This window comes from Streptomyces sp. NPDC002825, from assembly GCF_040295385.1.
Taxonomy (GTDB): Bacteria; Actinomycetota; Actinomycetes; order Streptomycetales; family Streptomycetaceae; genus Streptomyces.
Genome location: NZ_JBEOVH010000024.1, coordinates 80,282 through 98,948, shown reverse-complemented (window position 1 = coordinate 98,948; position 18,667 = coordinate 80,282). Strand labels below are relative to the sequence as shown.

Genomic DNA, 18,667 nt, shown 5'->3' with positions numbered 1-18,667 from the left:
TCCGGATGTGTGCGGTGGGTCAGAGGCGGCGCGCTCCCGCCGACGGGACGGCCGGGAAGATCCCCGGGGCCGCGTATCCGGCCTCGGCGAAGGCCTTGCCGACGGCGGCGGAGACCGCCTCCGCCCGCTCGGTCTCCACGAGGACGACGGCCGAGCCGCCGAAGCCGCCGCCGGTCATCCGGGCGCCGAGCGCCCCGGCGGCGTTCGCCGCCTCGACGACGAGGTCCAGTTCGGGACAGGACACCCGCAGATCGTCCCGGAGGGAGGCATGCCCCTCGGTGAGGACCGGGCCGACGGCGCGGGTGGCGCCGGCGTCGAGCAGCGCGATGGTCCGCTCCACCCGGGCGTTGTCCGAGACGACGTGCCGCACGTACCGCAGAATCGTCTCATCGCTCAAACGCCCGAGCGCTTCGGGCAGATGCGCGGCGCTCACTTCGCGCAGGGTGCGCACGCCGAGCGCCCGCGCACCCGCTTCACACCCGGCGCGCCGCTCGGCGTACGCGCCGTCTCCGAGCGCGTGCTTCACGCGGGTGTCGACGACGAGGAGTTGAAGCCCGTCGTGCGCGAGGTCGAAGGGGACCTGACGGTACGAGAGGTCCCGGGTGTCCAGATGGAGCGCGTGGCCCTCCTCGGCACAGGCGGAGGCCATCTGGTCCATGACGCCGCAGGGCACGCCGACGAAGGCGTTCTCGGCGCGCTGGGCGAGCCGGGCGAGCTCGGGGCGGGAGAGCCCCAGCTCGAACAGGTCGTTCAGGGCGAGGGCGGTGACGACCTCCAGGGCCGCCGAGGAGGAGAGCCCGGCGCCGGTCGGCACGGTCGAGGTGAGGTGGACGTCGGCCCCGGCGACCGGGTGCCCGGCCTCCCGCAGCGCCCAGACGACCCCGGCGGGGTAGGCGGCCCAGCCGCTGCCGGAGAGCGGCTCCAGGGCGTCGACGTCCAGCTGCACGATCCCGCCGTCGGCGTCGGCGGAGTGCAGGCGCAGGACGCCGTCGTCGCGGCGGGAGACGGCGGCGACGGTGGTGTGCGGCAGCGCGAGGGGCAGCACGAAGCCGTCGTTGAAGTCGGTGTACTCCCCGATCAGGTTGACCCGCCCGGGGGCGGCCCAGACACCGTCGGGGGCGGCGCCGTAGAGCGCGGCGAAGTCGGCGGCGACGGTCATGCGCCTGCCTCCTCATGGCGAAGACGGGCGAACGCCCACGCGTCGGCGACGACGTCGGCCAGGTCCGGACGGGACGGGGTCCAGCCGAGGCGCTCGCGGGCGGCCTCGGCGGAGGCGACGAGGACGGCGGGGTCGCCGGGGCGGCGCGGGCCGGTGATCTCGGGGATCGGGTGGCCGGTGACCTTGCGGACGGTCTCGACGACCTCGCGGACGGAGAAGCCGTTGCCGTTGCCGAGGTTGCAGATCAGGTGCTCGCCTGCGGTCATCGCGTCGAGGGCGAGGAGGTGGGCCTCGGCGAGGTCGGCGACGTGGATGTAGTCGCGGACGCAGGTGCCGTCCGGGGTCGGATAGTCCTCGCCGTACACCGAGATCGCCTCGCGCCGGCCCAGGGCGACCTGGAGGACGAGCGGGATCAGATGGGACTCCGGCTCGTGGCGCTCGCCCTGCGCGCCGTACGCCCCGGCGACGTTGAAGTAGCGCAGCGAGACGGCGGCCAGGCCGTGGGCCGCGCACTCCCCGCCGATCATGTGGTCGACGGCCAGCTTGCTCGCCCCGTACGGGCTGGTGGGGGCGGTCGGCGCGGTCTCGGTGATCGGCACGGTCTCCGGCTCGCCGTAGGTGGCGGCGGTGGAGGAGAAGACCAGCCTGCGGACGCCGGCGGTGCGCATGGCGGCGAGCAGGGCCATGGTGCCGCCGACGTTGTTCTCCCAGTACTTCTCGGGCTTGGCGACCGATTCGCCGACCTGGGAGAAGGCGGCGAAGTGCAGCACGGCGTCGTAGGAGGAGTCGAGCCATTCGGCCGCGTCCTGGATGCGGCCCCGGATGAACTCGGCGCCCTCGGGGACGGCTTCGGCGAAGCCGGTGGAGAGGTCGTCGAGGACGGTGACCCGGTGGCCCCGCTCCAGGAGGTGGGCGGCGACCACGCTGCCCACGTAGCCCGCCCCGCCCGTCACCAGATACTTCGTCATGCGCTTGCCACCTCTCGGATGCGCCGGGCCGCGTCCTCCGGCCGGACGTCGTTCATGAACGCGCCCATGCCGGACTCGGTGCCCGCGAGGAACTTCAGCTTGCCAGAGGCCCGTCGGACGGTGAAAAGCTCCAGGTGCAGCCCGAAGTCCTCGCGCCGCTCGTCCGAGAACGGCGCCTGGTGCCAGGCGGCGATGTAGGGCGTCGGCGGCTCGTCCGGGCCGAAGATCCGGTCGAAGCGCCTCAAGAGTTCCAGGTAGACCTGTGCGAACTCTGTGCGGGCGCCCTCGTCGAGGGCGAGCAGGTCGGGCACCCGCCTCCTGGGGTGCAGGTGGACCTCGTACGGCCAGTGGGCGGCGTACGGCACGAAGGCGATCCAGTGCTCGGTCTCCAGGACCACTCGCTCGCCGTCGGCCCGCTCACGGGCGACGAGGTCGTCGAAGAGGTTCCGGCCGGTCGCCGCGCGGTGCTCGTCGGCGCGGCGGCGCATGGCGGCCGTGCGCGGCGTGACGTACGGGAAGGCGTAGATCTGGCCGTGCGCGTGGGGCAGCGTGACGCCGATCTCCTGGCCGCGGTTCTCGAAGCAGTAGACCTGCTCGACGCCGGGCAGGGCGGAGAGGGCGGCGGTCCGGTCGGTCCACGCGTCGAGGACGAGCCGGGCGCGCTCCTCGGTGAGGTCGGCGAAGGAGTCCGTGTGGTCGTCGGTGAAGCAGACGACCTCGCAGCGGCCGACACCGCCGGAGAGGGACGGGAAGCGGTTCTCGAACACCACCACCTCGTAGCTCTCCTCGGGCACCTCGCTCTCCCGGCCGTCCCTGGCGGGGCAGAGCGGGCAGGCGTCGGCCGGCGGAAGGTAGGTGCGGGACTGGCGGTGCGAGGCGACGGCGACGTGGTCGCCGGTCAGCTCGTCGTACCGGATCTCGGAGCGGGAGACGACGGGGGTGAGCGGGCGGGGGTCGACGGCGGTGCGGACGACGTCGTCGCGCGTGTCGTAGTAGATCAGCTCGCGCCCGTCGGCGAGCGTGGTGACGGTCTTCTTCACGGGGGTTGCCTCCGGGCGGATCAAACAGAACCACGCACAAAGAACCACATTCAAACATCGCAGTCAATGCCGAAGCCGGGCCCCGCGCCCGGGGCCCGTCGACCGTCAACCTCAGAAGGAGCCGCGCTGCCCCGGCACCGCCCGGTCGAGCAGCCCCGTCCGGGCCGCGAGCGCCGCGGCCTCCAGACGCGAGCCGACCCCGAGCTTCATCAGGACCCGCTGCACATGCGTCCGCGCCGTGCTCGGCGCGATCCCCATCCCCGCCGCGATCAGCCGGGTGTCCTCGCCCTCCGCGACCCGGACCAGGACCTCCACCTCCCGGTGGGTGAGCAGCCGCAGCAGCCGCTGCGCCTCGTCGTCCGGCTGCGCCGAAGGGTGCAGCAGCTCCGCGAACGCCCCCTGGAGCAGCTGCGGCGCCACCGCCGACTCCCCCGCCCGCGCCTTCACCAGGGCGCGCTCGACGCCCTCGATGCGCTCGTCGTGGCGCACGTACCCCGAGGCCCCGGCCGCGAACGCCGCCGCGATCCCGCGCGGCGAGGGCACCGGACCGAGCACCACCACGGCGACCTGCGGCCGCTCCCGCTTGATCCGTACGACCGGGTCGAAGGTCCCCGGCGCGTCCGGCGCCGCCGTGCCCAGGAGGCAGACCTCCGGCGCCCGGCTCACCACCAGTTCCGCGGCCCCCGCCACCGGCGCGGCCGCCGCGAGCACCCGGTGCCCGCGCAGCTTCAGCGCCGAGGCGAGCGCCTCCGCCAGCAGGCGGTGGTCGTCCACCACCACGAGGCGTACGCCCATCCCGGTGATCCCCCCTTCTCCCGGCCGGCCGGAAACCCCGGCGGCCTGACCCGGAAAGCTACACGCTCCCCCGCTCCGGCCGCCGACATGCGCGTGGGCCCCTCCGGATCACCGGAAGGGCCCACGGGCGGACGGACGGGTCGTCAGTGCCCGACGGAGAAGGAGACGATCAGGTACTCCTTGATGTCGTTGGAGGAGGTGTTCTCCCGCGGCTTGCTGACGAGGGTCTCCGAGATGAAGAACCGGCCGTTCCCGTAGAGGAGTTCGGCGCCGTTGAGGCTGAAGCTGCTCTCGACGTTGTGGATCGTCTTGTTCGCCGGGTTCTCCAGGAGCAGCGTCTCCTTCATCGTGCCGCCGTCGACCGAGACGATCCGGCCGCCCTGGTCGTAGGGCGGGGCCTTGTAGGCGATGAGGTTGCCGCCGTCCATCCGCAGCGGGACGTACGTGAACTTGTCGCCGGCGTCGGCCTTCTCGGGCACGGTGCGCCCGGTGGCCAGGTCGAAGGCGATGATCTCGTTGGTCTCGCTGCCGTACTCGCCGGTGCTGCCCTCGTGCTCCTCGGTCGGCACGTACAGCCGGCCGTTGCCGACCAGCGCCTGGGTGCAGGACTCGACCTCGGTGGCGCGGCAGCGGGCCGCGTACTGGTCCGCGTCCGCCGTGATCTTCGCCTTGAGCTTCCCGGTCTTCTCGTCGATGGAGAAGAAGTCCGAGATGCCGCTGCCGTCGCCGGCGGTCTCGCCGACGTCGGCCGCGACGACCAGCGGCTTGGTGGAGATGACCGAGGCGTACTTCACGCCGGTCGGCATCTTGTACTGCGAGATCGGGGCGCCCGTGGTCGGGTTGAGGTTCTGGATCAGCACGTTCGGGTTGTCGTACTGGCCGCACTTGCGGACCGCGACGAGGCCCTCGCCGCCGCCGTAACCCATGTCGTAGCAGTTCTGGTCGTTCGCCTGCGGCTTCCAGCGCGGGTTGCCGTTGGCGAGGTCGAAGGCGGCGCCGCCGTCGGTGCCGCCGGCCGCGACCGTCGACCCGCTGAGCGTGACCTCGGTGAACCGGGCCTTCTGGTCGCCGGCCGAACCGCCGGTGACCGAGGTGGACCAGAGCAGCTTGCCGGTGTTCAGGTCGACCAGGCCGACCTCGGTGCACGGCTGGTAGTAGCGGGGACCGACCCGCTTGGTGGCCTCGAAGAGGATCGGGGCCTTGTTGTCGGCGGTGACGTGCCGCGAGGCGCCGCAGACCTGACCGGTCAGCGGCAGCGTCCACAGGACGCTGCCCTTGTCCAGGTCGTAGCCCACGAGCGAGTTCACGCCGGGCTTCACGAACGCCTTGTCGGTGATCCAGGAGCCGGAGACGTCGGTGAGGTCCGCGACCTTCGGCTGCGCGATCTGGAAGGCCATCTTCGCCTTGGTGTCGGCCGGAGGCTTCTCCTTGCCCCCGCCGCCGAGGCCCTTGCCGCCGGTGTCGCCGCCGCCGGTGGCGGAGCCCTGCGAGGTGCCGCCCGAGCCCTTCGCCTCGTTGCCGCCGTCACCACCGCCGGAGTTGGCGTACCAGATGCCGACGCCGATGATCAGCACGACGGCGACGGCCGCCGCGATGACGATCTGGAGCTGCGCCGACAGCTTCTTGCCGCCGGGGGCCGCGCCCGGGGCCGCGGCGGGCTGCTGGTAGCCGTACTGCGGCTGCTGCGGCTGCGTCGGGTAGCCGTACGGCGGCTGCACCGGCTGCTGGGGCTGCTGGGGCTGCTGGTAACCGCCGTACTGCGGGGGCTGCTGCGGCTGCTGCGGCGCCGTGGGGTACCCGTACGGCTGCTGCGGCTGCTGCGGGGAGCCGTAACCGGGCTCCGGCTGGGAGGCCGGCGGCTGCTGCTGCGGGTAGCCGTAGCCCGGCTCCGGCTGGGGAGCCGGCGGCTGCTGCGGGTAGCCGTAGCCCGGCTGCTGCTGCGGCGGCGGGGGCGTCGGGGCGCCGAAGCCGCCCTGCGGGTCAGGGGGTTGGTTCGGCGGCGGCGGGGGTGGCTGCGTCATCGGTCCGTGTACCTCACTTGCTGAAGGCCATCATCGTCTTGACCTGCATCTCGTCCTTGTCGTTGGACGCCGACACACGTCCGGCCGCCACCACGAAGGTGCCGCTGCCGTAGGCGAAGCTCGCGTCGTAGAAGCTGCTCTCGATCTCGGCGGTCGAGGCCGGGTGCTGGAGCAGGATCTTCGGCGCGCCACCGGTCGGGGCGAGGGTGGCGACGGCGCCGCCCTTGTCGTACGACGGGTCCACGTAGAGCAGGACCTGCCCGCCGTCCATGCGCAGCGGGGTCATCGGCTGGTCGCCGGGGGCCTTGGAGCGCCACTTGGCCTTGCCGGTCTTCAGGTCGAAGGCGACGACCTCGTTGCCCTTGCCGTAGCCGGTCTCGGTGGCCATGTAGAAGGTGTTCGCGTCGGCGGCGACACCGGTGCAGCCCTGGAGGTTCTTGCCGAAGATGACGAAGCTGCCGCCGCAGGAGGGCGCGAACTTGTCGTTGCCGCCCTGGATCTGCGAGCGCAGCTTGCCGTTGGCGTCGAGCGCGAAGATGGACCACTTCTTCTGGTCGCGCTGGGTGGCCGAGACGACCAGCGGGTCGACGGAGTAGACCTTGTCGACCTCCCAGTTCGCCTCCAGCTGGAAGGTGAACTTGGGCTTGCCGGTGTTGGGGTCGACCTGGCCGATGGCCTGGAGCTTCTTCGTGGTGCTGCCGGAGGGGCAGTCCATGGCGGCGATGAGCTTGCTGCCGCCCGCGTAGGCGAAGGGCTTGCAGCCGGTGTCGGCGCCCTTGAAGAGCTGGTGGCCGTCGGCGAGCGAGAAGCCGTACGCGCTGCTGGAGCCGGCCGCGGTGACCGTGTTGCCGCTGATGGCAAGGGTGTTGTCGGAGAAGGCGAAGAGGCCCGTGGCCTTCGGGACGGCCTTCTTCCAGCCGGCCTTGCCGGTCTTGAGGTCGACCTTCTGGAGCTGGGTGCACTTGGCGCCGTCCTTGGCGCTCTCGGCGTACCCGAAGACCATGGAGCCGTCGGCGGCGGGCTCCGGCGGGACGGCGCACAGCTCGAACGGCAGGTCGACGTGCCACTTGGGCTTGCCGTCGCTGAGGCCGTAGCCGTCCACGCCCTTGTACATCGCCTTGACGACGGTGTCGCCGACGATCCACGGGCCGAAGACGTCGGAGCCGTTGCGGGGCAGGTCGACGTTGTTCTTCAGCAGCCAGTTGACCTTCGCCTCGCCGGCCTCGCGGCCCGCGTTGAGGTCCTCCTCGCCGTTGCCGCCGTCGCCCGTGCCGTCGCCCTGGTCCACCGACTCGGTGGGCTTCGGGGCGCCGGAGGTGGCGGTGGCCGTGGCGGTGGGCTGGGCCACCGGGTCCTTGTCGTCGTCCCCGCCGACGACCGCCCAGGTCGTGACGGCGGCGACCAGGACGGCAGCGGCGGCGACGCCGGCGACGACACCGGTCCTGCCCTTGAACGGGCCGCCGCCACCGGGGGCCTGGGGCGGGGTGGGGGCGCCCTGGTACATGGGCTGGGTGGGGTAGCCGCCGTAGGGGTTGGGCTGCTGACCGTACGGACCGGGCTGGCCGGGCTGGCCCTGCTGCGGGTATCCGTACGGCTGCTGCGCGGGCTGCCCGTACGGACCGGGCTGGCCGTACGGGCCGGGCTGCGGGCCCTGGCCGGGCTGGCCGTACGGGCCGGGCTGCTGGGCCTGGCCCGGCTGCTGCGGGTATCCGTAGCCGGGCTGCGTCGGAGGCGGGGTCGACGGCGCCTGGGGCGGGACCGGCGGGGCCTGCGGCGGCACGGGCGGCACGGCCGGGCCCTGGTTCGGGACCTGGTTCGGGTCCTGAGGGGCTCCGAAGCCCCCCGGCGGCTGGTTGCTGGGCGGCTGGGTCATCAGCGGTTTCCCCCTTGACGTGAACGGGTTTTCTTTCTACCACTCACGCGATGGCGCAAAAGCGACCGGTCCGCCCCTTGTTCCCAAGGGAGGACCGGCCTGTGATGCCGTTGTTATGCGTCCTCGGCCAGTTCCAGCCAGCGCATCTCCAATTCCTCGCGCTCCCCCGCGAGTTCCCGCAGCTCCGCGTCGAGCTTCGCCACCTTCTCGAAATCCGTGGCGTTGTCGGCGATCTGCGCGTGCAGCTTCGCCTCCTTGTCGGAGAGCTTGTCGAGCTGCCGCTCGACCTTCTGCAGCTCCTTCTTGGCGGCGCGGGCGTCGGCGGCGGACAGACCGGGCTTGGCCTGCGCGGGCGCGGCGGCGGGCGCCGGGACCGACGCCTCGATCATCTTCTGGCGCCGCTCCAGGTACTCGTCGATGCCGCGCGGCAGCATCCGCAGGGTCTTGTCGCCGAGCAGCGCGAACGTCCGGTCCGTGGTGCGCTCGATGAAGAACCGGTCGTGGGAGATGACGACCATGGAGCCCGGCCAGCCGTCGAGGAGGTCCTCCAGCTGGGTCAGGGTCTCGATGTCCAGGTCGTTCGTGGGCTCGTCGAGGAAGAGGACGTTCGGCTCGTCCATCAGGAGGCGCAGCAGCTGGAGGCGGCGGCGCTCACCACCGGAGAGGTCGCCGACGGGGGTCCACTGCTTCTCCTTGGAGAAGCCGAACTGCTCGCAGAGCTGGCCGGCCGTCATCTCGCGGCCCTTGCCGAGGTCGACGCGGTCGCGGACCTGCTGCACGGCCTCCAGGACGCGCAGGGTGGCGGGGAGTTCGGTGACGTCCTGCGAGAGGTAGGCGAGCCGGACGGTCTTGCCGACGACGATCTTCCCGGCGGCCGGCTGCTTCTCGCCCTGGCTGACGGCCGCTTCTGCGAGTGCCCGCAGGAGTGAGGTCTTGCCCGCGCCGTTGACGCCGACGAGGCCGATGCGGTCACCGGGCCCGAGCTGCCAGGTGAGGTGCTTGAGCAGCTCCTTGGGACCGGCGGTGATGCTCACGTCCTCCAGGTCGAAGACCGTCTTGCCGAGGCGGGCGTTGGCGAACTTCATCAGCTCGGAGGTGTCGCGCGGCGGCGGCACGTCGGCGATCAGCTCGTTCGCGGCCTCGATGCGGTAGCGCGGCTTGGAGGTGCGGGCGGGGGCGCCGCGCCGCAGCCAGGCCAGCTCCTTGCGCATCAGGTTCTGCCGCTTGGCCTCCTCCGTGGCGGCGATCCGCTCGCGCTCGGCGCGGGCGAAGACGTAGTCGGAGTAGCCGCCCTCGTACTCGTGGACGTCTCCGCGCTGCACGTCCCACATGCGGGTGCAGACCTGGTCGAGGAACCAGCGGTCGTGGGTGACGCAGACGAGCGCCGAGCGGCGGCTCTGGAGGTGGCCGGCGAGCCAGGCGATGCCCTCGACGTCGAGGTGGTTGGTGGGCTCGTCGAGGACGATCAGGTCCTGGTCCTCGATGAGGAGCTTGGCGAGCGCGATGCGGCGGCGCTCGCCGCCGGAGAGCGGGCCGATGACGGTGTCGAGGCCCTGCTCGAAGCCGGGCAGGTCGAGCCCGCCGAAGAGGCCGGTGAGCACGTCGCGGATCTTGGCGCTGCCCGCCCACTCGTGGTCGGCCATGACGCCGATCACCTCGTGCCGGATGGTGGCCTTCGGGTCGAGGGAGTCGTGCTGGGTGAGCACCCCGAGGCGGAGCCCGCCGCTGTGGGTGACGCGACCGGTGTCGGCCTCCTCCAGCTTGGCGAGCATGCGGATGAGGGTGGTCTTGCCGTCGCCGTTGCGTCCGACGACCCCGATCCTGTCCCCCTCGGAGACGCCGAGCGAGACCCCGTCGAGCAGGGCACGGGTGCCGTACACCTTGCTGACGGCCTCGACATTGACCAGGTTGACGGCCACGTTCACTCCTGTACGGGGGATCGATCGACGTCCCAGGGTACGTCGCCGGGCTCCGCCCGCCCGACGGGTGGCATCGGCAGTAGCATGAGGAGCATGAGCGAGCCCACCCAGAAGTACTCGATCAGCATGCCCCGGGACCTCGCGGAGGCGGCGCGCGCGCGTGGTGGCCCCTCCGGACTCTCGGCCTACGTCACCGCCGCCGTCGCCCGGCAGATAGAGCGGGACGACCTCAACGAGCTCATCGCCGTGGCGGAGGCCGAGCACGGGCCGGTCACGGACGAAGACGTCCAGGCGAAGCGCGAGCAACTGCGGCGCGCACGTGAGGAACAGGGCACCGCGGCGTCCGGCGAGGCGAGTGCGGCGTGACACCTCCCCGTCCCGAGGCCGCCCCCGGCGGGACGCTGGTGCTCGACAGCGAGGGACTCGCCAAGGCCGTCCTGCGGGACCGCGAGGTCACGGGCTGGCTCGCGCTGGCCCGCGCCGAGGACCTCCGGGTCGTGACGAGCGCGGCCACGCTGGTGGAGGTGATGCACCCCCGGATCAACCGGGCCGCTCTGGAGTGGACGCTGTCCCGCCTCATCGTCGAACCCGTGACCGACGCCGTCGCCCGTCAGGCGGCGGCCCTGCTCGCCGAAGCGGGTCTGCACGGCCACAAGTGCGCCATCGACGCGATGGTCGCCGCGACGGCCATCGCGGCGCCCGGTCCTGTCACCGTGCTGACCTCGGACCCGGAGGACCTGCTGGCCCTCTGCCGTGGCCGCGCGACCGTCATCGCGATCTGATCCGCCCCGCCCGCTCCACCACCAGCCACCCCACGAGCGCGAGCCCCACGGCCGCCGGGGCCGTGACCGGGACGGCGATCAGGGTCGCCGAGTGGCCGTCCAGGAGCCCCGCGAAGCCCGTGAGGGAGAGCCCCAGGACGCCGAAGAGCGCGAGCGTGATGCCGAGGGCCGCGAGAGGACCGCCGCTGTCCGTCGCCGGGGCGGCCGGGACCGGGGCCTCGAAGCGCCGGAAGACCGTGACCAGCAGTGCCGTGACCACCGCCGCCGCCGCGAACCGCAGCGGCACCTGCGCCCACCAGCCGGCCGAGGCCGGAGCCGGGAGCTCCACGCCGGACCCGAGCAGCGCCCCGTACACCCCCAGCATGGCCGTCAGGTGCCACAGGAACGCCGTCATCGCGACCCCGTTCGCCGCGACCACCGCCCGCCACACCCCGGCCCGGGCGACGAGCCGCGCCCCGGGGCCCTTGAGCAGCTCGACGGCGCCCACCAGCCACAGGCCGTGGCAGAGCAGGGCGAGGGTCGGCGGCGCCATGTTCGACACCTTCTCGCCGGGCATCCCCACCATCGACAGCGGGTACGGCCCGAGGGCGACGAGGGCCGTCGCGCCGACGAGGCCCGCGCCCGCGAGCAGCGCCGGGCGGCGGATCATGCCGTCGGCGCGGAGGAAGCCGAGCTGGTGGACCGCCAGCCACACGAACGCGAAGTTCAGGAACTCCACGAAGGGCACGCCCGCCGCGAACCGCAGCACGTCCACCGCGACCGCCCCGCCCGCGAGCACGAAGAACGCGCCCCACCCCCACCGCTCGTGCAGCCGCAGCAGCGGCGGAGTGAACGCCACCATCGCCAGGTAGATCCCGATGAACCACAGCGGCTGCGTGACGAGCCGCAGCGCGACGCCCGTGAGCCCCCCGTCCGCCCCGGACAGCTGGAGCAGCAGCGCGGCCGCGCCCCACACCCCGACGAACACCATCGTCGGCCGCAGCAGCCGCTGGAGCCGGGCCCGCAGGAAGGCCGCGTACCGCGGGCGGGAGCGGTGGGCGAGGGCGTGCGAGAAGCCGCCCACGAAGAAGAACACCGGCATCACCTGGAACACCCAGGTCACCACCTGGAGTTCCGGCACGACGGCGAGCAGGTTCCCGACCTGCCCGTCGGCGGTGACGGCCGCCATCAGCCAGTGGCCGAGGACGACGACCGCGAGCGAGGCGACCCGGAGCAGATCGACGTACCGGTCCCGCGTCGCCGGTGTGGCGGCGGCGAGTTCACGCGCGCTGATTCCCATGGGAGCACGGTCCCGCGCCGGCCCGGCCGGCCGTCAGGGCGCGGATACTCAGACGGCGGCTGAGTATGGGAGTACGAGACCCCCGAGGCCCACCGCGCAGTGCCAACCGGCCCCAAGCCGTCGGCCACGTGGGCGACCTCCCGGCCACGGCTGCCCCCCTCCCCCGCCCGCCAACCGACAGCCTCTCCTCAGATCACTCCCCACCCCCCCCGCAGGAGAGTCCATGTCGAGACACCCACGCCTGGCCGCCGTCGCCCTCGCCACCGCCGCCCTCACCGCGCTCGCCGCGGGCCCCGCGGCGGCCGCCGATCCGACCGTGTCCGATCCCCGCGTCGTCGCCCACTTCGACTTCGACGCCGGGGAGAGCCCGGAGAACATCGCCCTCGAACCCGACGGCTCGGCGGTCATGACCTTCGCCTTCGCCCACAGGGTGGTGCGGGTCGGCCGGGACGGGTCCGGTCCGGTGGACGTCGCGGTCCTTCCCACGGTGACCGACCCGACCGGGTCGATCCTCACGGGCATCGCCCGCGCCCACGACGGCACCCTGTACGTCAACTACGTCACCGGCACCGAGGAGGAGAACGGCATCTGGCGCATCCGCCCCGACGGCAGCGCGCCCCAGCGCGTCGTGAAGGTGCCCGTCGACGGTTTCCCCAACGGCCTCGCGCTCGACGAGAAGTGCGCCACCCTGTACGCAGCCGACTCGGCCCGCGGCATCGTGTGGAGCGCGCCGGTGCCGGACGGGGACGTCCAGGTGGAGGCGACGGCCTGGGCCACCGGAGCCGCCCTCCAGCCGAGCGATCTGATCCCCTACGGCGCCAACGGCGTGAAGGTCCACCACGGTGCCGTCTGGGTGTCCAACTCCGCCCAGAGCACCCTGCTCCGCATCCCGATCAGGAACGACAGGACCGCCGGCCCGATCCAGACCCGGGCGACCGGCATCACGGGGATCGACGACTTCGCCTTCACCGGGCACGGCGAAACGGTCCTGGCCGCGCGGGTGACGGAGGACAAGCTCGAACTCGTCCGCCCCGACGGCAGCCACAAGACCGTCCTCACCGGCGCGGACGGCCTCGACAACCCGACCTCGGTGGCGGTCCGCGCCAAGACCGTCTACGTCCCCAGCGCGGGCTACTTCTTCGACCCCGAGACGGAGACCCCGGACCCGAACCTGCTGCTGGCCCGGATCTCGAAGAACAAGCTCTAACCCAGGACGACCGCGCCCGGCGCCGGTGACGTCGCCGCACGGGCCGTGCGGCAGGTGCCGGAGGCGCTGAGGGCGGCGGCGACCGCCGTCGCCGCCTCCGCGTCCTTCACCAGGAACGCCGTCGTCGGGCCCGAGCCGGAGACCAGGGCCGCGAGGGCACCCGCCTCGGTGCCGGCCGTCAGGGTCGCGGCGAGCGAGGGCCGCAGGGAGAGCGCGGGCGCCTGGAGGTCGTTGGCGAGGGTGGCCGCCAGGGCGGTGGTGTCGCCGGCCGCCAGGGCCTCCAGGAGGGCCGGGGACGCGGCGGGTTCGGGGATGTCCACGCCCTCGGTGAGGCGGTCGAACTCGCCGAACACGGTCGGCGTCGACAGCCCGCCGTCGGCGACGGCGAACACCCAGTGGAAGGTGCCGCCGACGGGCAGCTCCGTCAGCTTCTCGCCCCGTCCGGTGCCGAGCGCCGCCCCGCCGACCAGGCTGAACGGCACGTCGGAGCCGAGCTCCGCGCAGATCTCCAGGAGCACGTCACGCGGTGTGTCCAGGCCCCAGAGCGCGTCGCAGGCGAGCAGGGCGCCCGCGCCGTCCGCGCTGCCGCCCGCCATGCCGCCGGCGACCGGGATGTCCTTCTTGATGTGCAGGTGCACGTCCGGCGCGATGCCGTGACGGGCGGCGAGCAGCTCCGCGGCGCGGGCGGCGAGGTTGCTGCGGTCCAGCGGCACCTTGTCGGCGTCCGGGCCCTCGCAGGTGATGGTGAGCGCGTCGGCGGGGGTGGCGGTCACCTCGTCGTACAGGGAGACGGCGAGGAAGACGTTCGCCAGGTCGTGGAAGCCGTCGGGGCGGGCCGCGCCGACCGCGAGCTGGACGTTGACCTTGGCGGGCACGCGTACGGTCACGCCGCTCATGCCTTGGCCTCCGCGATCCGCGCGAACTCCTCCACCGTCAGCGACTCGCCCCGCGCCTGCGGCGAGATCCCGGCCTTCACCAGGGCCTCCTCGGCGGCGGCGGGCGAGCCCGCCCACGTCGCGAGGGCCGCGCGGAGGGTCTTGCGGCGCTGCGCGAAGGCCGCGTCGACGACCGCGAAGACCTCCTGGCGGCTCGCGCTGGTCGCGAGCGGCTCGGTGCGGCGCACGAGGGAGACGAGACCGGAGTCGACGTTCGGCGCGGGCCAGAAGACGTTGCGGCCGATGGCGCCGGCGCGCTTGACCTCGGCGTACCAGTTGGCCTTGACGGAGGGGACTCCGTACACCTTGTTGCCGGGCTTCGCGGCGAGCCGGTCGGCGACCTCGGACTGGACCATGACGAGGGTCCGCTCGATGGTCGGGAACCGCTCCAGCATGTGGAGCAGGACGGGCACGGCCACGTTGTACGGCAGGTTCGCGACGAGCGCGGTGGGGGGCGGGCCCGGGAGCTCCTCGACCAGCATCGCGTCGGAGTGGACGAGCGCGAAGCGGTCGGCGCGGGCCGGCATGCGGGCGGCGATCGTCGCCGGCAGCGCGGCGGCCAGGATGTCGTCGATCTCTACGGCCGTCACACGGTCGGCGGCCTCCAGGAGGGCCAGGGTGAGGGAGCCGAGGCCGGGCCCCACCTCCACGACCACGTCCTCGGGCCGCACCTCGGCCGTGCGGACGATCCGCCGGACGGTGTTGGCGTCGATGACGAAGTTCTGGCCCTTCTGCTTCGTGGGGCGCACGCCGAGGGCGGCGGCCAGCTCACGGATGTCGGCGGGGCCGAGGAGGGCGTCGGGGCTTTCGGGGCCGGTGGTGGTGCTCACCGGTACAGCGTACGGGGCCCGGCCGGGGCCGACCTACGGCTCACCGGTCCGGGGGCCGGCCCGGGCGGGGCCGGCCTGCGCCCCACCGGTCCGGCCGCGCACGGGGCCTCACCGGTACAGACGCCGCCCGCAGTGCGGCCACGGGCTCGCCCCCCGCTGCACGTACAGCTTCTTCGCGCGGAAGGTCTGCTCGGCCGCGGACGCGTTCTGGGCGGTGCCGCTGCCGCCGAGGGCGTGCCAGGTGCCGGGGTCGAACTGGTAGAGCCCGCCGTACGTCCCCGAGGGGTCGACCGCGTTCGGGCGGCCGCCGGACTCGCAGGCGGCGAGCGCGCCCCAGTCGAGGCCGTCGGCGCCGGCGACGGAGGTGGGCAGCGGGCGGGTGCCGATCCGCACCTTGCGGCTGACGGGCTCGCGGACGATCTCCTCGCCGGTCCTGCGGGGCCGCTGCTTGACGCCGTTGACGGTGCGCAGGCTGTACGTGACGCGGCGGACGCCCGGGACGCCCTGCCGTTCGACGACCTCGGTGCCCGCGAAGAGCTCGGGGTCGCGGACCCGCTCGACCGCGTACGGGACGGACTCCTCGCGCACCTGCCGGGAGCCGGTGATCCGCATGACGTTCACGGTCTGGCCGTCGCGGGGGAAGGAGCCGGCCGGGACGGAGGTGGTGTCCTGCCCGGAGAGCGTGATCCCGGCCTCGGCGAGGGCCTCCCGGACGGTGGCGGCGTTCGTACGGACGGTGCGCTCGCGCCCGTCGGCGAGGAAGGTGACGGCCCGCTCGGTGCGGACGTCGAGGGCGAGGCCCTGGCGGGAGATGGCGGCGCCGCGGGAGGCCGAGAGGTACGCGCCCTCGGCGCGGACCCCGAGCTGGCGCAGCGCGCCCTCGACGGTGCCGGCGGTCGTCCAGACCTGGCGGCGCTGCCCGTCGAGGGTGAGGGCGACCGGCCGCCCGTACCGGACGACGATCTCGTCGCCGCTGGTCAGGGCCTCGCCGGGGCCGGGGGCGACGATGTCGTGCTCGCCGACGGCGACGCCCTCGTCGGCGAGGAGCTCCCGCACGTCGTCGGCGAAGGTGTGGAGGGTGCGGGGGACGCCGTCGACGGTGAGCTCGACGGCCTTGTCGTCGGCGACGAAGGCGCTGGTGCCGCCGGCGAGGAAGGCGACGACCAGCGCCTGCGGGACGAGCCTCCGCAGGCCCTCGCCCGTGCCGCCGGAGGCCTTGCGGCGGCGGGCGGCCCTGCGGGCGCCGGCGCGGGACCCCTGACCAGGCACGACGCCCGGCACGACGCCGGGCACCACGAGGGGCGCCGCCTGCGTCGGCTGCTCGTGCACGGGCAGGGTCGCGCCCGCGCCCCGCCGTCCGGCTCGGTGACTGCCCTGGGAAGTACTCACGAGGCCGGGACCCTAGCCCCGACTCCGGTCACTCTCCAAAGCGACCCGACTACGCCACGTAACTGTTATGGATCGGTGATCCTCAGTAGTCGAAGGCGCGGGCCGTGTTCACGGCGATCGCCTCGGCCAGCTCGTTCTCCCCGATCCCGCGGACCTCGGCCATGGCGCGGACGGTGACCGGGATCAGGTACGGGGCGTTCGGGCGGCCCCGGAAGGGCGCCGGGGTGAGGAAGGGGGCGTCGGTCTCGACGAGGACCAGCTCCAGGGGGGCGATCGCGAGCGCGTCCCGCAGCGGCTGGGCGTTCTTGAAGGTGACGTTGCCGGCGAAGGACATGTAGTAGCCCTTGGCCGCGCAGATCTCGGCCATCTCCGCGTCGCCGGAGTAGCAGTGGAAGACGGTCCGCTCCGGGGCGCCCTCCTCGTCCAGGACGCGCAGCACGTCGGCGTGGGCCTCCCGGTCGTGGATGACGAGGGCCTTGCCGTGGCGCTTGGCGATCTCGATGTGGGCGCGGAAGGAACGCTCCTGCGCGGCGATGCCCTCGGGCCCCGTACGGAAGAAGTCCAGGCCGGTCTCGCCGACGCCGCGGACGTACGGCAGGGCGGCGAGCCGGTCGATCTCGGTGAGGGCGTCGTCGAGGGCCGCGTCCCCGCCGCCCTGACGGGCGCCCTGGCGGGACCAGCCGTCGGGGTCGCCGAGGACGATGCGGGGGGCCTCGTTGGGGTGCAGGGCGACGGCGGCGTGCACGTTCTCGTGGGCGGCGGCCGTCTCGGCGGCCCACTGCGAGCCCTTCACGTCGCAGCCGACCTGGACGACCGTGGTCACGCCGACGGCGGCGGCCTTGACGAGGGCCTCCTCGACGGTCCCGGACTGCAGGTCCATGTGGGTGTGCGAGTCCGCGACCTCCACGAGGAGGGGTTCGGGCAGCGGCGGCGGGGCGTCCTTGGCACTCATGGCCCCGATCGTACGAGGGCCACGAGTGCCGGCGCGCGGGGTTACCGGTGGACTACTGGTGACGCCTGCGGGGGTGGAAGAGGTCCGACAGATGCCAGTGGTGCGGCACCGGCGGCTTCTCGGGGGCGTCGTCCTCGGTCAGCTCCTGGCCGATCGGCCCGGCCGGTGAGACGGGCTTCGTCGCCCGCGCCCCTTGCTGGTGCTTCTCGGTCGCGGCGACCAGGTCGAGCACCGACGACACCTGCCCCGCGCGCATGATGCGGACGACGTGGCCGCCGCAGTTCATGCAGGTGGGGCTGGACAGCGGGGAAGGCACCCGCTCTCCGTCGGCCTTGTAGACGACGAATTCCTGGCCGGCGGCGTCGACGTGGTGCTCGATGTCGTACGCCTGCTCCCAGCCGTATCCACAGCGCATGCAGGCGAAGGCGTACGCCTCATGGGCGACGGATATGCCGGTGCCGGTGATCTCGCTCATGCCAGCTCCTCTCCACTGATCAGTGGACGCCTTTTCGGGCCGGAGCGCATCAGCGGGAGACGAACCATGGATTGCTCTTTGGCGTTCCCTTGCCAAGCGCCCTGCGAAGAGTCCCGGCGCCGGGTTCGGCTTTGCCTTTCAGGTTAGTCCTTTACCTTTTCCGGGGCCCGACGCGTCCGCATTCTTTGCCGCGACCACGGCATCGAACACCTCCCGCTTGGGAAGTCCCGCCTCCGCCGCGACGGCGGCGATCGCCTCCTTGCGGCGCTCCCCCGCCTCCTCGCGCACGCGCACCCTGCGCACCAGCTCCTCCGCGTCGAGTTCGGCGGGGCCGGTCTCCGGGGCGCCCTCGACGACGACGGTGATCTCGCCCCGTACGCCGTCCTTCGCCCACTCCGCGAGCTCGCCGAGCGGGCCCCGCTTGACCTCCTCGTACGTCTTCGTCAGCTCGCGGCAGACGGCGGCCCGGCGGTCGGCGCCGAACACCTCGGCCATCGCGGCGAGGGTGTCGTCGAGCCGGTGCGGGGCCTCGAAGTAGACGAGGGTCCTGCGCTCGTCCGCGACCTCGCGGAGCCGGCCGAGGCGCTCGCCGGCCTTCCTCGGCAGGAAGCCCTCGAAGCAGAAGCGGTCCACCGGGAGCCCGGAGAGGGCGAGCGCGGTGAGCACGGCGGACGGGCCGGGGACGGCCGTCACCTTGATGTCCTGCTCGACGGCGGCCGCGACCAGCCGGTAGCCGGGGTCCGACACGGACGGCATGCCCGCGTCCGTCACGAGCAGCACCCGCGCCCCGCCGACCAGGGCCTCGACGAGCTCCGGCGTACGGGCGGACTCGTTGCCCTCGAAGTACGAGACCACCCGGCCCGTCGTGTGGATGCCGAGCGCCCGGGTGAGACCGCGCAGCCTCCGGGTGTCCTCGGCGGCCACGATGTCCGCGCTCTGCAGCTCGGCGGCGAGGCGGGGCGGAGCGTCCGCGATGTCACCGATGGGGGTCCCTGCGAGTACCAGCGTTCCTGTCACACGCAACATCCTCCCAGCCCGGACAG

At 73.1% G+C, this 18,667-nt stretch carries 17 protein-coding genes; 3 read left to right on the top strand and 14 right to left on the bottom strand.

Going from position 1 to position 18,667, the window contains the following annotated elements:
* Nucleotides 1–19 precede the first annotated feature (19 nt).
* The 7 genes from galK to ABT041_RS26975 all read right to left on the bottom strand — a co-directional run bounded on the left by galK (nt 20) and on the right by ABT041_RS26975 (nt 9,775).
* On the bottom strand, nt 20–1,159 hold the full coding sequence (galK, locus tag ABT041_RS27005; protein ID WP_351188813.1) for a galactokinase: 1,140 nt from the start codon (nt 1,157–1,159) through the stop codon (nt 20–22).
* Entirely contained in the window at nt 1,156–2,127 is a 972-nt protein-coding gene (galE, locus tag ABT041_RS27000; RefSeq protein ID WP_351188810.1) for a UDP-glucose 4-epimerase GalE, read from the bottom strand. The genes galK and galE overlap by 4 nt, the downstream gene beginning before the upstream one ends.
* Nucleotides 2,124–3,167 (bottom strand): galactose-1-phosphate uridylyltransferase, encoded by a 1,044-nt coding sequence (galT, locus tag ABT041_RS26995; RefSeq protein WP_351188808.1) that lies wholly within the window; start codon nt 3,165–3,167, stop codon nt 2,124–2,126. The genes galE and galT overlap by 4 nt, the downstream gene beginning before the upstream one ends.
* Nucleotides 3,168–3,278: 111 nt before the next feature.
* A complete protein-coding gene (locus tag ABT041_RS26990) occupies nt 3,279–3,962 on the bottom strand; it encodes a helix-turn-helix transcriptional regulator (RefSeq protein WP_351188806.1) in 684 nt (227 codons plus the stop codon).
* A 143-nt stretch (nt 3,963–4,105) separates the two neighbouring features.
* On the bottom strand, nt 4,106–5,983 hold the full coding sequence (locus ABT041_RS26985; protein WP_351188804.1) for an outer membrane protein assembly factor BamB family protein: 1,878 nt from the start codon (nt 5,981–5,983) through the stop codon (nt 4,106–4,108).
* 13 nt (nt 5,984–5,996) lie between these two features.
* Nucleotides 5,997–7,856 (bottom strand): outer membrane protein assembly factor BamB family protein, encoded by a 1,860-nt coding sequence (locus tag ABT041_RS26980; protein ID WP_351188802.1) that lies wholly within the window; start codon nt 7,854–7,856, stop codon nt 5,997–5,999.
* A gap of 113 nt (nt 7,857–7,969) precedes the next feature.
* Nucleotides 7,970–9,775, bottom strand: a complete 1,806-nt coding sequence (locus ABT041_RS26975; protein ID WP_351188800.1) for an ABC-F family ATP-binding cassette domain-containing protein — start codon at nt 9,773–9,775, stop codon at nt 7,970–7,972.
* A 93-nt stretch (nt 9,776–9,868) separates the two neighbouring features.
* Here ABT041_RS26975 and ABT041_RS26970 point away from each other — a divergent pair, with 93 nt between their 5' ends.
* Entirely contained in the window at nt 9,869–10,141 is a 273-nt protein-coding gene (locus tag ABT041_RS26970) for a CopG family transcriptional regulator (protein WP_351188797.1), read from the top strand.
* Entirely contained in the window at nt 10,138–10,557 is a 420-nt protein-coding gene (locus tag ABT041_RS26965) for a PIN domain-containing protein (RefSeq protein WP_351188794.1), read from the top strand. The genes ABT041_RS26970 and ABT041_RS26965 overlap by 4 nt, the downstream gene beginning before the upstream one ends.
* On the opposite strand, the gene ABT041_RS26960 is transcribed toward ABT041_RS26965, so the two are convergent.
* On the bottom strand, nt 10,544–11,836 hold the full coding sequence (locus ABT041_RS26960; protein ID WP_351188791.1) for an acyltransferase family protein: 1,293 nt from the start codon (nt 11,834–11,836) through the stop codon (nt 10,544–10,546). The genes ABT041_RS26965 and ABT041_RS26960 overlap by 14 nt on opposite strands.
* A gap of 223 nt (nt 11,837–12,059) precedes the next feature.
* On the opposite strand from ABT041_RS26960, the gene ABT041_RS26955 reads away from it, so the two are divergent.
* The gene (locus tag ABT041_RS26955; protein WP_351188788.1) at nt 12,060–13,043 is read left to right on the top strand and encodes a hypothetical protein; all 984 of its coding nucleotides are present in this window, start codon (nt 12,060–12,062) and stop codon (nt 13,041–13,043) included.
* Here ABT041_RS26955 and ABT041_RS26950 read toward each other — a convergent pair.
* From ABT041_RS26950 to rsmI, 6 genes are all read right to left on the bottom strand, one after another.
* Nucleotides 13,040–13,939, bottom strand: a complete 900-nt coding sequence (locus ABT041_RS26950) for a 4-(cytidine 5'-diphospho)-2-C-methyl-D-erythritol kinase (protein WP_351188785.1) — start codon at nt 13,937–13,939, stop codon at nt 13,040–13,042. The two genes, ABT041_RS26955 and ABT041_RS26950, sit on opposite strands and share 4 nt — an antisense overlap.
* Nucleotides 13,936–14,808 carry a 16S rRNA (adenine(1518)-N(6)/adenine(1519)-N(6))-dimethyltransferase RsmA gene (gene rsmA, locus ABT041_RS26945; protein ID WP_351188782.1) on the bottom strand — a complete coding sequence of 291 codons (873 nt, stop codon included), beginning with the start codon at nt 14,806–14,808 and terminating at the stop codon, nt 13,936–13,938. Before rsmA ends, ABT041_RS26950 begins: the two co-directional genes overlap by 4 nt.
* A 108-nt stretch (nt 14,809–14,916) precedes the next feature.
* Nucleotides 14,917–16,197 (bottom strand): resuscitation-promoting factor, encoded by a 1,281-nt coding sequence (locus ABT041_RS26940; protein WP_351188779.1) that lies wholly within the window; start codon nt 16,195–16,197, stop codon nt 14,917–14,919.
* Between the two features lie 82 nt (nt 16,198–16,279).
* A complete protein-coding gene (locus ABT041_RS26935; protein ID WP_351188776.1) occupies nt 16,280–17,149 on the bottom strand; it encodes a TatD family hydrolase in 870 nt (289 codons plus the stop codon).
* Nucleotides 17,150–17,201: 52 nt separating this feature from the next.
* The gene (locus ABT041_RS26930) at nt 17,202–17,624 is read right to left on the bottom strand and encodes a hypothetical protein (RefSeq protein WP_351188773.1); all 423 of its coding nucleotides are present in this window, start codon (nt 17,622–17,624) and stop codon (nt 17,202–17,204) included.
* A gap of 138 nt (nt 17,625–17,762) precedes the next feature.
* Nucleotides 17,763–18,650 (bottom strand): 16S rRNA (cytidine(1402)-2'-O)-methyltransferase, encoded by an 888-nt coding sequence (rsmI, locus tag ABT041_RS26925; RefSeq protein WP_351188770.1) that lies wholly within the window; start codon nt 18,648–18,650, stop codon nt 17,763–17,765.
* Between the last annotated feature and the right edge of the window lie 17 nt (nt 18,651–18,667).

Excerpts from the sequence above, each read along its gene's own strand:
- ABT041_RS26950 (WP_351188785.1), bottom strand. The coding sequence starts at position 13,939 with ATGAGCGGCGTGACCGTACGCGTGCCCGCCAAGGTCAACGTCCAGCTC.
- ABT041_RS26980 (WP_351188802.1), bottom strand. The coding sequence starts at position 7,856 with ATGACCCAGCCGCCCAGCAACCAGCCGCCGGGGGGCTTCGGAGCCCCT.
- ABT041_RS26930 (WP_351188773.1), bottom strand. The coding sequence starts at position 17,624 with ATGAGCGAGATCACCGGCACCGGCATATCCGTCGCCCATGAGGCGTAC.
- ABT041_RS26935 (WP_351188776.1), bottom strand. The coding sequence starts at position 17,149 with ATGAGTGCCAAGGACGCCCCGCCGCCGCTGCCCGAACCCCTCCTCGTG.
- rsmI (WP_351188770.1), bottom strand. The coding sequence starts at position 18,650 with ATGTTGCGTGTGACAGGAACGCTGGTACTCGCAGGGACCCCCATCGGT.
- ABT041_RS26990 (WP_351188806.1), bottom strand. The coding sequence starts at position 3,962 with ATGGGCGTACGCCTCGTGGTGGTGGACGACCACCGCCTGCTGGCGGAG.
- galE (WP_351188810.1), bottom strand. The coding sequence starts at position 2,127 with ATGACGAAGTATCTGGTGACGGGCGGGGCGGGCTACGTGGGCAGCGTG.
- ABT041_RS26970 (WP_351188797.1), top strand. The coding sequence starts at position 9,869 with ATGAGCGAGCCCACCCAGAAGTACTCGATCAGCATGCCCCGGGACCTC.
- ABT041_RS26960 (WP_351188791.1), bottom strand. The coding sequence starts at position 11,836 with ATGGGAATCAGCGCGCGTGAACTCGCCGCCGCCACACCGGCGACGCGG.
- ABT041_RS26955 (WP_351188788.1), top strand. The coding sequence starts at position 12,060 with ATGTCGAGACACCCACGCCTGGCCGCCGTCGCCCTCGCCACCGCCGCC.
- ABT041_RS26985 (WP_351188804.1), bottom strand. The coding sequence starts at position 5,983 with ATGACGCAGCCACCCCCGCCGCCGCCGAACCAACCCCCTGACCCGCAG.
- galK (WP_351188813.1), bottom strand. The coding sequence starts at position 1,159 with ATGACCGTCGCCGCCGACTTCGCCGCGCTCTACGGCGCCGCCCCCGAC.